Origin of the sequence: Chlorogloeopsis sp. ULAP02 (genome assembly GCF_038404745.2) — a bacterium.
GTDB lineage: Bacteria > Cyanobacteriota > Cyanobacteriia > Cyanobacteriales > Nostocaceae > Chlorogloeopsis.
In genome coordinates this window covers 1-12,620 of record NZ_JAYKTT020000089.1, presented here as the reverse complement: position 1 = coordinate 12,620, position 12,620 = coordinate 1, and the positions used below count along the sequence as shown (strand labels likewise).

Sequence of the window (12,620 nt, the reverse complement as noted above, 5' to 3'; positions counted from 1 at the left end):
CTTAAAAAGAAGCTTATATCAAATGCAATAAAAGCAAGATATGTTTTATTGCTAAAGATAGAGAGAGTAACTCTTTCTATTGATAGATATTCAAATTTAGAGATAGCAATTTAATTTTAAGATAAGCATAAAAATAGCGAAAATCATCAAGAATAAAGAGTCAGGAGACTATACCTTATGTCTTATGTAAATCGTGTAGGTGACGATGTTATTAATGAACCTGCTGTAGCTGCTAGAGTAGTTGATTACCATGATCGTGTTCGTTGGGGTCCTATTCTTTCCGGTTTGTTAATTGCCATTGCAACTCAATTGATTTTAAGTGCCATTATTGGCGCATTAGGGGCAGGTGCAGTTGAAGGTTCGGGTAGACCAAGAACAATTTCACCTGATGTTGCTGGTAATGTTGGAATTTGGTCAACTATCGCTTTGTTGATTTCCCTATTTACTGGTGGTTGGGTAACAGCTCGCGCTTGTGGCCCTATGAATCGCAATACAGCCCTTCTCAATGGTGCGATACTCTGGGCAACAACTTTAGCAGTTAGCTCTTGGTTGCTTGCAAGTGGTGTATCGGGTGCTTTTGGAGTTGCAGCTTCAAACGCAGCGGCAGTTCTTAACCAAGTTCAACAGCCAGGTGGCTTAAATGTACCACAACAAGCGCCTCAAGTCAGCGCTCAACAAGCTCGCGAAATTGCAGCGAATGTACGTTCAGGTTTGTGGTGGTTTGTATTTGGTTCTTTGTTAGGATTAATTGCTTCGATGATCGGAGCTGTTGTTGGTGCTCGCAGCCCTCGTAATGGACAAAACTATAGGGCGTAGTTCACAAAATTGAGAGCATCTAGATAAACTTAAGAAACCGTAGATTTTAGCACCTAGAAAAAGGTGCTTTTTACTATTTGGTTAAGGTTAGTAGCTAGTGAGTTTAGTAATCAATAAAAAATAACTTCACTAATATCTACTTAACTATTTACCACTTTAAATATGCTGCTTCCAAACCCTGCTCTCGTCTAATCTTGCCATCTTTTTCAAACCACGCAATTACTTGCTCTGAGGTTAAATCTTCAACTGGGACATTGTACTCAGTGGCAATGTACTTTAAAAGTTTAAGTGATGAAATAGTCAATCTTGTCAAAAACTTTTCTGGTGAGGAAAGCAAAGCAGCATCTACTTTTGCTGACTCTTCTGAAGTTAAAAATTGTTCTGACGGTTGCGCTGGTGGAAAATTCATAACTAAATCTAAAACTCGCCATTTTAAAATCGTAAATAGGTAATGGCTTCATTAATTATTCCCAATTCGTAAAAGCAATTACCAATTACCAATAATCTATGACATAGAGTGATAATAACAATTCAGTTATTTATTCATTAAGTCTATTTTTTCTTGCTTGTACTAGATACCCACAACGATGCTCACCGTTAATTATCCAGTGAGTACGTTCTACTGTGCAATCCGGCAAAACGGCGGCAAACATTTCTAATTCGTGAACACAAACACTGGGGAAAGACTCTGCAACGTTAGAAATAGCGCAGTTATGCTCAGTGATGATAAAGCGATCGCGACTGTTAGAAGCATCTATAGGGTGGCACTCCGCCATGTAGCCTTCAGCTTTTCTCAGTTCCACTAAGATTGCAACGCGATCACTTAACGAGCCGTTACCCAAGCGTTCTCGATATTCTTGTGTTTTACGCTGCCATTGTTTTTTTAAGATTGTACTGACTTGGTCGTGTCCTACCGTTTCTGCTAAAGCATCTAGTAAAGAAACAGCAAACTCGCCATAGCTATCAGCGTATTCTCCACGTAAGCGATCGCTGCCTTTACTACTTAATTTATAGACGTGCTGCGGGCGTCCCATTCCCGCTTGTACCGATGAATAGACAATTAACTGCTCTGCTTCCAAGTCTTTGAGATGACGACGAATCGCTTGCGGACTAATATCTAGAGCAGTGGCAAGCTCCAAAGCCGTTGCTTGGATGTGTTTCAGGAGATACTGGAGTATATCTTGCTTAGTTGAGGACTGGTGGGTAGTCGCCATCATCGTCCCAAAATTTTATTAGAAAATTTCACTTTGACAACAATATTGTTGTTAATCTAGCTTAAAATGAAGATGGGTTAAACAACATAGCTGTTGTTTTAGTAGTTATCCTTATTCTAACAGCCGTGTGACCAATTGGTAACACGATATGGGAATTGCCCAGCAATATCCCGTCTTCCAGCCTTAAAGAGATTGATTTTGCGAACACGAGAGACTATAAGCAATGAGTGCCACTGTCAAAACTTTAGTCAACCAGCCCTACAAATATGGCTTCGTTACAAATATCGAGGCAGACACCATTCCTCGTGGATTAAATGAGGACATTATCCGCATGATCTCCGCGAAGAAGAACGAGCCAGAGTTTATGCTGGAATTCCGCCTGCGAGCTTACCGTCAGTGGCAAAAGATGACAGAACCAACTTGGCCTAGTGTCAAGTATCCATCGATAGATTATCAAAATATTATCTACTATTCAGCACCAAAGCAAAAAGCTAAGAAGCAAAGCTTGGAAGAAGTAGATCCTACCCTTTTGGAAACCTTTGAGAAATTAGGCATTCCCCTCTCAGAACAGAAGCGACTGGCAAATGTCGCTGTAGATGCGATTTTTGATAGTGTTTCTGTCGCCACTACCTTCAAGGAAAAACTCCTCAAAGAAGGAGTAATTTTCTGCTCGATTTCTGAAGCCGTACAAGAATACCCAGAATTAATGCAAAAGTATCTGGGTAGCGTAGTGCCAATCGCCGATAACTACTTTGCGGCATTAAACTCTGCTGTATTCAGTGATGGTTCCTTTGTCTACATTCCCAAAGGTGTGAAATGCCCGATGGAATTGTCCACATACTTCCGCATTAATAATGGTGAGACAGGACAATTTGAACGGACATTGATTGTTGCCGAAGAAGACAGCTACGTATCTTACTTAGAAGGCTGTACCGCACCGATGTACGACAGCAACCAACTGCACGCTGCAGTTGTAGAGCTTGTTGCTCTCGACAACGCAGAAATTAAGTACTCCACAGTACAAAATTGGTATGCCGGAGATGAAAGCGGCAAAGGCGGTATTTACAACTTCGTCACCAAGCGCGGCTTGTGCCAAGGTGTGAATTCCAAGATTTCTTGGACGCAGGTGGAAACTGGTTCTGCTATTACTTGGAAGTATCCTAGCTGTGTACTGGTGGGTGATAACTCCGTTGGTGAGTTTTACTCTGTGGCGTTAACAAATAATATGCAGCAAGCCGATACTGGCACAAAAATGGTTCACATTGGTAAAAATACTCGCAGCACCATTATTTCTAAAGGGATTTCTGCTGGTAAATCAAGCAATAGCTATCGAGGTTTGGTAAAAATCGGCCCTAAAGCCCAAAAAGCACGAAATTATTCTCAATGCGACTCTATGCTAATTGGGGATAATGCCCATGCCAATACTTTCCCTTACATTCAAGTCCAGAATAATACAGCCAAAGTAGAACACGAAGCCTCTACTTCCAAAATAGGAGAGGATCAACTGTTTTATTTCGCACAGCGAGGTATTTCGGCAGAAGATGCAGTGAAGCTGATGATTAGCGGCTTCTGTAAGGATGTGTTTAATCATCTGCCGATGGAATTTGCTGTGGAAGCTGATAAGCTGTTGAGTTTGAAGTTGGAAGGTAGTGTTGGATAAATCGAACACAGATGCACACCGATAAACACAGATGATTTATCTTGTGTGCATTTGTGATGGAAATAAAAAAACCGCCGTGACACAGAGAGCGCAGAGTAAAGAGAAGTAATAGAGAGAGAACATGATAGTTGAAAATAGTGAAGTTGTGCTGTCAGTTCGTGATTTGACAGCCGAAGTTGATGGGACGCCAATTCTCAAGGGTGTAAATCTTGAGGTACGCTTAGGAGAAATCCATGCGATTATGGGGCCAAATGGTTCTGGCAAGAGTACTTTTTCTAAAGTGCTGGCTGGGCATCCGGCGTATGAAGTGACTGGCGGTGAGGTAATTTTTCAAGGACAAAATCTTTTAGAAATGGAACCAGAAGAACGCGCCAGAACTGGTATATTTTTGGCGTTTCAGTATCCTTTAGAAATTCCTGGTGTCAGCAATTTGGATTTCTTGCGCGTCGCTTATAATTCTCGCCGGAAAGGACAGGGTTTAGAGGAATTGGATGCGTTTGATTTTGACGATCTGGTAGAGGAAAAGTTGGAAGTGGTGAAAATGGATGCTGCTTTCCTCAATCGAAGTGTGAATGAAGGTTTTTCTGGTGGCGAGAAAAAGCGGAATGAAATTTTGCAAATGGCGCTATTAGAACCGAAGTTGGCAATTTTGGATGAAACAGATTCTGGTTTAGATATTGACGCATTAAAAATAGTGGCTAATGGTGTTAATCAGTTGACTAGCCCAGAAAATGCCACGATTATGATTACCCATTACCAGCGCTTACTCAACTACATTGTGCCGGATTACGTACACGTGATGGCACATGGACGGATAATTAAGTCTGGTGGTAAGGAGTTGGCGCTGGAATTAGAAACCCGTGGATATGACTGGCTGTTAGAAGAAGCTGCGATTGAGGTGGGTGTATAATGACAATTTCAGTTTCACCTAGTCCTATACCGAACTCAAGTGAAGTCAGTTTGGCAGCTACTTTGCTAGATCGAGATGCTGATCTAACTGAGTTACTAGATCTGGTAAGCGCATCAAAAACAGAAGGTTGGTTGCAACAGGTGCGCGATCGCGCTGGTAGTTGGTTGCGTCGCTCGACTCTTCCTACAACTCGCGATGAAGAATGGCGCTTTACTGATTTGTCGGATCTACGGCAGGTAAAATTTAGCGTACAAACACCTAGTGGTGTATCTGTACAACCAGAAACTCTGCCGGAAACTGCTAACTCTCGCTTGGTATTCGTTAACGGTAGCTATGCACCAGAATTATCAGCGATCGCTTCTTTGCCGGATAGGGTGGTAATAAGCAATTTAGCTGATTTGCCTTTAGCCTATAGCCAGCGTGTGCAGAAATATTTAGCTCAGTCTGAAGGAGCGCTGGAAGTGTTTACTGCCCTTAATACTGCTGGAATCAACGATGTGGCAGTGATTTGGGTGCCTAAAAATGTAGTGGTAGAGACACCAGTACATTTGATGTTTATTGCGGCTGGGGATGTAGCGACAATTTCTTTACCACGTTGCTTGGTGGTAGTAGAAACTGGAGCGCAGGTGACTTTGGTGGAAGAGTATAAAAACCATCAAGACGCAAAGAACGCGAAGGAAGAAGTTTACTTTACCAATGCGGTGACGGAGATTTTTGTTGAGGAAAATGCTCAGGTAAATCACACGCGCTTGGAGTTGGATAGTACAGAAGCTTTTCATATTGGGAAAACTGCTGTTACTCAAGCACGTTACAGTCGCTATACGTGTAATGCCATTTCTTTGGGTGCAAAGTTATCGCGGCACAATCTCGAAATCTTACAAACTGGCGAGGAAACGGAAACCACCCTGAATGGATTGACGATTATCACTGGTAATCAACTGGCAGATACACACAGTGCGATCGCACTTAACTATCCTCACGGTACAACTCAGCAATTACATAAAACCATAGTAGGCGATCGCGCTCATGCTGTCTTCAACGGCAAAGTTTTTGTCCCTAAACCCGCACAGTTAACAGATGCATCACAGTTGAATCGTAATTTGCTGTTATCATCTAAAGCCAGAATTGATACCAAACCACAGCTAGAAATTACAGCAGATAATGTAAAGTGCGCTCACGGTGCCACTGTCAGCCAACTAGAAGATGATGAAATCTTCTATCTGCAAAGCCGAGGAATCGATGAACAAGATGCACGCAACTTATTAATTAATGCCTTCGCAGCTGAAATTATTAATCAAATTCCTGTAGCCTCTTTGCGCGAAAGACTCACACAATCCGTCAATAGTCTACAGTCTAAAGCTTAAATCTATTGACTTATTGACTATATGTACGGGCGGGTTTGATGAGAAATTGTATCTGCCCTGCCACTAATGAACGGGTAAAACCCGCCCCTAATGACTAATAACTATTAACTAATTAGACATGACCTTTACTCAAGAACTAACCCTTGCTGAAAAAGTTCGTTTTGACTTCCCCATATTACATCAGGAAGTCAACGGTAAACCCTTAGTTTATTTCGATAACGCTGCCACATCTCAAAAGCCTTTGCTTGTAATAGATACACTGCGAGATTACTATGAGCAGTACAACGCCAACGTACATCGCGGCGTACATACTCTTAGTGCCAAGGCTACAGATGCCTACGAAGCAGCGCGAGACAAAGTTGCTAAATTTGTTAATGCTAAATCGCGCCAAGAAATTGTCTTCACCCGCAATGCAACTGAGGCAATTAACTTAGTTGCTTATAGCTGGGGTATGAACAATTTACAGCAGGGAGACGAAATTATTCTATCGGTGATGGAACACCACAGCAATATCGTTCCCTGGCAATTTGTCGCTGCCAAAACGGGTGCGGTACTCAAGTATGTGGAACTGACATTAGAAGAAACTTTTGATTTGGAACAGTTTCAGAAGTTGCTTTCTGAGAACACAAAATTAGTGTCAATAGTCCATGTTTCCAACACTTTGGGTTGTATTAATCCTGTGCAAGAAATTTGCAGTCTAGCACATAACTTTGGTGCAAAAGTATTAATTGATGCTTGCCAAAGTGTGCCTCATCTGCCTGTTGACGTACAGCAAATTGATTGTGACTGGTTGGTGGCATCCGGTCATAAAATGTTCGCCACGACTGGAGTTGGCTTTTTATATGGTAAGTTAGAACTGCTGCAAGCGATGCCGCCTTTTTTAGGAGGTGGTGAAATGATTGCGGAAGTGTTTTTAGACTATTCTACCTACGCAGATTTACCACACAAATTTGAGGCTGGAACACCTGCCATTGGAGAAGCGATCGCTCTTGGTGCAGCAGTGGACTATTTGAGCGCCATTGGCATGGATAAAATTCACGCCTATGAAGCAGAATTAACTGCTTATTTATTCCAACAATTAGAAAAAATCCCTCAAATTAAAATCTATGGCCCTAAACCAAATGCTAAAGGTGAAGGTAGGGCATCTCTGGCTGCATTCACTGTGGCAGAAGTCCACGCTAACGACTTATCAACATTATTAGATCAAGAAGGGATTGCCATCCGTTCGGGGCATCACTGTACACAACCATTACATCGGTACTTAGGTGCTGCTGGTACTGCACGGGCAAGTTTATCTTTCTACAATACCCATGAGGAAATAGATGTTTTCATCAAGGCATTAAAGGAAACTATTGACTTTTTTACTGGAATCTTCGATTAAGACAAACCTCTATTCCCTAATTTCTAGTCTCTATTTTCCAGACAGTCATTCACAGGAAATTTTCTTTCCCTGTCACCTTTACCCTGTACCCTATTCCCTATCCCCTATTACTCTTTAGCAACAATCGGTAACCTTACAGTGAAAGTAGAACCGATACCTTGCTCGCTGGTGACAAAAATTTCACCTCCCATCATATGGCAAAAGTGGCGGCTAATTGCTAAACCTAGACCGGTACCGCCATATTTTTTTGTCGTGGATGCGTCTCCTTGGGTAAAGGGTTGAAATAACTGCTGTTGTTGCTTTTGAGACATACCAATACCTGTGTCACTGACGACAAAAGTAATCTTGCCACTAGTCTCTTCCTCTACTGAGTAAACTTTTTCCCGCTTTATTTTCAGCCTGACTTTACCATTAGTAGTAAATTTGGCTGCGTTACTCAGTAGGTTGTAAAGTACCTGCCGTAGTTTAGTCTGATCGGTATGCATGATGCCCAATTCATGCTCATAGTCAATTTCTAAAACATTGCCATTTTTCTCCACCAACGGTTTAACAGTGAGGACGACATTATTAATTAACGTCATTAAGTCAAATGTCTCTGAGTAAAAAGTCATTTTACCCGCTTCAATTTTCGACAAGTCAAGAATGTCGTTAATCAATGTCAACAGATGTTTACCAGCAGAGTTAATAGAATCAAGATCATTGATAAAATCTTCTGCTAACCCCATATCAACAGCATCATCTTTTAGCAGTTGACTTAAACCAATAATCGCATTCAGTGGGGTACGTAATTCATGGCTAATATTAGCCAAAAACTGACTTTTTGCCTTACTGGCAGCTTCTGCAAGTTCCTTGGCATTTTCTAGTTCTTTAGTATGCTTAGATACTTGCTCAATCAGGCGATTGAGAGATTTGGCAAGCAAACCAATTTCATCTTCTGTGGTAATCGGTGCTCGTAAATCAAAATTTGATTTTTGTGCTACCTGTTCAGCAACTTGAGTCACAGTGATCACTGGTTCAGCGATCGCACGGGAAGTACGCCAAGCCACAACAGCAGCGACTCCTACCGACACAAGCATACTAGCTATAACTATTAATCTCTCAATGCCTTTTGCTTGTTCGACATCTATAGTCATTGCCTGCTCTTGCTGTTGAGCACTTTGGAGGATATTGGTTAATTGTCCAGATAGTTGATCTAAACGCGCAGCTTTCTCACCACCCATGACAGCCAGCAATTGACTTTGTACTGCTACTAATTGTTCAGACTGTAACTGCTGCTCGTTGATAGGTTCTAAAATCGCATTGATTTGCTGAACGTAAGCATTTAAAGTAGTCGCGTAAGTTTGTAATAAAGTCTTTAAAGTGGCTTCAGTCGCTGCCAATCTTCTTGGTTTACTCTCTAAAAAATCTATGATTTTACGTTCAATGTTCTTTGTTTCATCAATATTTCTTAAAAATTCGGCTTGTGTGCTCGCTAGTCTTTGTGGATCTTCTATTACAGCAGGCAGGTAGGCGCTATGTAATTGTGCTCCAATCACCGCATCTCTATAACCAATCAGCATTTGTGTTTGGAAATGGGCATGATTAAATTGCCTGATTTCTCGCGCTCGGTAGTAGTTCGCGACTATTAATCCAGCAACAGAACCAAGACAGCCAATTCCAATGGCTAGAAAATAGCCATAACCTATTTTTTGATGAATGCGCCAAGAACTAGCTTTCAATTTCCCTCGTGAGGGAAATTCTATAGTCGGGAGTTCGTCGGTAGAGGGCTGATCGACTGACACTTTTTTGTTTTATGAACTGCTGTCAACAGCGGTTGGCTTTTGAGTTTGTATGCCTCAAATCTCTGTCGCACTCCCGCCAAAATAACCGTCTACATTATTTTTATAACAAGAGCCACTCCTCACTCTCTATATAGTAAGCGTGGTATTGATGATATTTAAGTAGTTTTTATATATATAAATTTTTGACAAACCAGATTGGGGACTGAAGAGGACACGGGGACAAGGGGACAAGCAGACAAGGAGAAGGATCGCGAATTACGATTACCCTTGTCTCCCCCTCTCCCCCTCCCCTTGTCCTCTTCAAGCGCCCCTATTTTCAAGCTCAAGCCCTCTCTATCTTGACAGACAAAGAGGGCGAGTTGGCAAAGCTAAAAGTCAAGTATCACAATTTTTGACTTTCACTTTTTGCTCTTAAGTTTAGGGTTAGGCGATCGCTGCTGATAATTGCTTGCTCACTGCTCCCTTCAACAGTTCCGCTTTATCAGTACGCTCCCAAGGCAAGTCTAAATCAGTCCGGCCAAAGTGACCATAAGCAGCGACGTCCTGATAAAAACGTCCGCCTCGCTCACTGGGCAGGTTACGTAAATTAAAGACATGGATAATCCCTGCTGGACGCAGTTCAAAATGCTCTTGGATTAAATCGAGCAAAATTTGCTCATCAACTTTGCTGGTACCAAAGGTATCGACCATAATACTTACAGGACGCGCTACACCAATGGCATAACTAAGCTGAACTTCGCATTTTTCTGCCAATCCCGCAGCAACAATGTTTTTTGCTGCATATCTACAAGCGTAAGCCGCGCTGCGGTCTACTTTTGTGGGATCTTTGCCAGAAAACGCTCCGCCGCCGTGCCTGGAATAGCCGCCGTAGGTATCGACAATAATTTTGCGCCCAGTTAAACCAGAATCTCCTTGTGGTCCGCCAATGACAAATTTACCTGTAGGATTAACTAAAAAGCGGGTATTCTCATCTGGCTGAATGGTTAAGTCCCCAAACACAGGTTGGACTACCGCTGACCAAAGATCTTGTTTGATTTTGGCTTGCACTGCTGCTTCATCAGTAATTTCACCAATGGTCGGTGTATGCTGTGTCGAGATCAAGATTGTGTCAATGCCTACAGGACGTCCATCTTCATAAACAACGCTAACCTGAGTTTTACCATCAGGACGTAGGTATGGTAGATCGCCAGTCTTACGAACTGCCGCCAGTCGGCGAGCAATGCGGTGAGCGAGACTGATAGGTAAAGGCATCAATTCTGGTGTTTCGTTACAAGCAAAGCCAAACATGATACCCTGATCGCCCGCACCAATCTTGTCAAAAAGTTCTTCACTATCCTGACGAGCTTCTTGGGCGTCGTTTACACCTTGGGCAATATCAGGTGATTGTTCGTCCAAGGCTACCATGACTGAGCAACTATTAGCACAGAAGCCGTTGACGGCATCAGTGTAGCCGATCTCAGCAATTTTCTTGCGGACGATGTTTACATAATTGGCGTTAGTTTTGGTGGTAATTTCACCAGTGATTAGCACCAAGCCAGTATTGACAACAACCTCAGCCGCAACTCGGCTACTAGGATCTTGTGTAAGTAAGGCATCTAGGATTGCATCAGAAATCTGATCGCAGATTTTGTCTGGATGACCCTCAGTAACTGACTCGGAGGTAAATAGATAACGTCGAGACAATTTTTAATCCTCCTAAAAAGGTTACGTAGCTGATTCAATATTGACATTTAAATCAGCTACCTTAATCTGCGATCATATCAATATTTTCACAATTAGCAGTTCCAGATACACACGAACTTTATCAAAATCACTTATTGATGCTACTTGTCCTTAAACTAGCTACAACTGAGGTGTTTTTTGCTGAATATCCAACTTGTGCGATCGCCCATAAAAAAGGAGGACGCAACAGCGTCCCCAAGACATTTGACACAAGTATTTAGCTTTAGACTTGAACTGCCATTTTCACTTCCTTTGCTGTCAAACGCTCGTAGGTAGCACGCATTTTCAAGCCTGTCAGGACTTGGAATAAACCAGTACCGTTATTAGAACCAGGGTACTCACGGTGTTGGAGCAATAAGTGAGTCATCTCGCCTTGGTACTTGGTAGAAGTGTTACTTAGATGGGTTTCAATATAAATTACTTCATCTAGGTTATCAAATTGACCATCTACTTCTAATACTGAGACGTAGCGACCGTAGTATACATCCGAACCATAGTACATTTGCATCCCAGGATAGGAACAAGTCAGCTTGCGCCCGCAGGGAGTCCAGTGAATTGTGGAACCTTCATCGAATAGATAAACCGGCTCAAAGCCCTCCTTACCCTCGCGCTGTAGCATCCGTACCCGCAGAACTTTACGTTCTTTATCCTCTTTAATCAGGTTGGTGGGTAGTACCTGAAGAACTACATCAGCAAATTCTCTTTGTGGCTCAATGTACTTTTGAAAATCTGGTTTACGGGAATTGATTTGAGCTAAAACATCTTCATAATTGTGACCGCGCTCTGCCATGTCTCGCTGGATTTTCCAAGCGATTTTGACTTCATCACTAATATCAAAATAGACACTGAAGTCAATTAGCGATCGCACGCGCTCATCGTATAAAGGATGCAAACCTTCAATTACTAAAATGTGATTAGGTTCTATTAACTCTGGAGGATCGATTAAACCGGTTTCGTGGTTATAAATCGGCTTCATTATAGATTGACCTTCTTTGAGCGCTTTGATTTGCTCATACATCAGGTCAAAATTATTTGCTCTTGGATCTAAAGCAGTTATTCCTGTTTCTTTACGCTGTTTTCTGTCAAGACAATGATAGTCATCCAAACAGATGACTGTCATTAATTCTTCACCGAATAGATCTATAAGACGACGCAAAAACGTAGATTTACCACATCCGGAGTCTCCGGCTACTCCAATCAATACCACGCGTTCCGGCTTATTAGTCATAAATCTCCTTTGGTTACTAAAGTTGAGTCAAACAATATTTTTCACACCTGAAGACATGAAGCCAGGAGTTTACCCCTCTGGTTTATCCTGCGTTATTGCCACTCAGCAGCGCCATAAGACATTTGACGGGTAGACATTAAAGTTGTGAGTGTTACCCGTCTAGCAATGCCTAAAAGCATTGCTGGTAAGTATTTAGTCCTAGTGATTATTGAATTCTAACAGAAGGGAGTGCTCTATACAAGGCTTACTAGCTGGAAGAATGATGTTTGTGGGATCACACTAGGTAGAGGATTCCAGCTATAAAATTACATCCTGTCATCTGCTCTCTAGAAAGTTGAGCAGTTTAAAGATGTAGCTTGTGATTCTCAGATTTTTAATTTTTAGTGCAATATCAAAGTGTTTTTTGCTTTTCAAAAATTATTTTTTATTTTACAGTGAACAGCTTACTTTATGTAGATATTTAAAGCGGTATTTTTTATCTATCTGAAGAAGTAAAACACTATTGGATAGCATAAAACAGCAACATCTTTAACAGTATGTTTGT

At 41.8% G+C, this 12,620-nt stretch carries 11 protein-coding genes; 6 read left to right on the top strand and 5 right to left on the bottom strand.

Annotation, left to right across the window (positions count from 1 at the left end):
* Positions 1-177 precede the first annotated feature (177 nt).
* The gene (locus U2718_RS33410) at positions 178-816 is read left to right on the top strand and encodes a hypothetical protein (protein WP_341993708.1); all 639 of its coding nucleotides are present in this window, start codon (positions 178-180) and stop codon (positions 814-816) included.
* 148 nt (positions 817-964) lie between these two features.
* Here the strand turns inward: U2718_RS33410 and U2718_RS33405 are convergent, their stop codons facing one another.
* Together U2718_RS33405 and sufR are read right to left on the bottom strand one after the other, a co-directional pair.
* Entirely contained in the window at positions 965-1,225 is a 261-nt protein-coding gene (locus tag U2718_RS33405) for a hypothetical protein (RefSeq protein ID WP_341993707.1), read from the bottom strand.
* Positions 1,226-1,355: 130 nt separating this feature from the next.
* Positions 1,356-2,030, bottom strand: a complete 675-nt coding sequence (gene sufR, locus U2718_RS33400) for an iron-sulfur cluster biosynthesis transcriptional regulator SufR (protein ID WP_341993774.1) — start codon at positions 2,028-2,030, stop codon at positions 1,356-1,358.
* Between the two features lie 223 nt (positions 2,031-2,253).
* Between sufR and sufB the strand changes: the two genes are divergently transcribed.
* From sufB to U2718_RS33380, 4 genes are all read left to right on the top strand, one after another.
* Positions 2,254-3,690: a Fe-S cluster assembly protein SufB gene (sufB, locus tag U2718_RS33395; RefSeq protein ID WP_341993706.1), complete on the top strand. Its 1,437-nt coding sequence runs from the start codon at positions 2,254-2,256 to the stop codon at positions 3,688-3,690.
* Between the two features lie 121 nt (positions 3,691-3,811).
* The gene (sufC, locus tag U2718_RS33390) at positions 3,812-4,600 is read left to right on the top strand and encodes a Fe-S cluster assembly ATPase SufC (RefSeq protein WP_341993705.1); all 789 of its coding nucleotides are present in this window, start codon (positions 3,812-3,814) and stop codon (positions 4,598-4,600) included.
* Positions 4,600-5,964: a Fe-S cluster assembly protein SufD gene (gene sufD, locus U2718_RS33385; protein WP_341993704.1), complete on the top strand. Its 1,365-nt coding sequence runs from the start codon at positions 4,600-4,602 to the stop codon at positions 5,962-5,964. Before sufC ends, sufD begins: the two co-directional genes overlap by 1 nt.
* Before the next feature lie 118 nt (positions 5,965-6,082).
* Complete coding sequence (locus U2718_RS33380; RefSeq protein WP_341993703.1) at positions 6,083-7,345, top strand: cysteine desulfurase; 1,263 nt, start codon at positions 6,083-6,085, stop codon at positions 7,343-7,345.
* Between the two features lie 107 nt (positions 7,346-7,452).
* Here the strand turns inward: U2718_RS33380 and U2718_RS33375 are convergent, their stop codons facing one another.
* Together U2718_RS33375 and metK are read right to left on the bottom strand one after the other, a co-directional pair.
* On the bottom strand, positions 7,453-9,126 hold the full coding sequence (locus tag U2718_RS33375) for an ATP-binding protein (protein ID WP_341993702.1): 1,674 nt from the start codon (positions 9,124-9,126) through the stop codon (positions 7,453-7,455).
* Positions 9,127-9,549: 423 nt separating this feature from the next.
* A complete protein-coding gene (metK, locus tag U2718_RS33370; RefSeq protein WP_341993701.1) occupies positions 9,550-10,809 on the bottom strand; it encodes a methionine adenosyltransferase in 1,260 nt (419 codons plus the stop codon).
* A gap of 137 nt (positions 10,810-10,946) precedes the next feature.
* On the opposite strand from metK, the gene U2718_RS33365 reads away from it, so the two are divergent.
* Complete coding sequence (locus U2718_RS33365; protein WP_341993699.1) at positions 10,947-11,069, top strand: hypothetical protein; 123 nt, start codon at positions 10,947-10,949, stop codon at positions 11,067-11,069.
* A 2-nt stretch (positions 11,070-11,071) separates the two neighbouring features.
* On the opposite strand, the gene U2718_RS33360 is transcribed toward U2718_RS33365, so the two are convergent.
* Positions 11,072-12,076 (bottom strand): phosphoribulokinase, encoded by a 1,005-nt coding sequence (locus U2718_RS33360; RefSeq protein ID WP_341993698.1) that lies wholly within the window; start codon positions 12,074-12,076, stop codon positions 11,072-11,074.
* Positions 12,077-12,620: the final 544 nt, after the last annotated feature.

Bases quoted from the DNA above. Each gene is read 5' to 3' on its own strand.
- U2718_RS33410 (WP_341993708.1), top strand. From the start codon at position 178: ATGTCTTATGTAAATCGTGTAGGTGACGATGTTATTAATGAACCTGCT.
- U2718_RS33405 (WP_341993707.1), bottom strand. From the start codon at position 1,225: ATGAATTTTCCACCAGCGCAACCGTCAGAACAATTTTTAACTTCAGAA.
- sufR (WP_341993774.1), bottom strand. From the start codon at position 2,030: ATGGCGACTACCCACCAGTCCTCAACTAAGCAAGATATACTCCAGTAT.
- sufB (WP_341993706.1), top strand. From the start codon at position 2,254: ATGAGTGCCACTGTCAAAACTTTAGTCAACCAGCCCTACAAATATGGC.
- sufC (WP_341993705.1), top strand. From the start codon at position 3,812: ATGATAGTTGAAAATAGTGAAGTTGTGCTGTCAGTTCGTGATTTGACA.
- sufD (WP_341993704.1), top strand. From the start codon at position 4,600: ATGACAATTTCAGTTTCACCTAGTCCTATACCGAACTCAAGTGAAGTC.
- U2718_RS33380 (WP_341993703.1), top strand. From the start codon at position 6,083: ATGACCTTTACTCAAGAACTAACCCTTGCTGAAAAAGTTCGTTTTGAC.
- U2718_RS33365 (WP_341993699.1), top strand. From the start codon at position 10,947: ATGCTACTTGTCCTTAAACTAGCTACAACTGAGGTGTTTTTTGCTGAA.
- U2718_RS33360 (WP_341993698.1), bottom strand. From the start codon at position 12,076: ATGACTAATAAGCCGGAACGCGTGGTATTGATTGGAGTAGCCGGAGAC.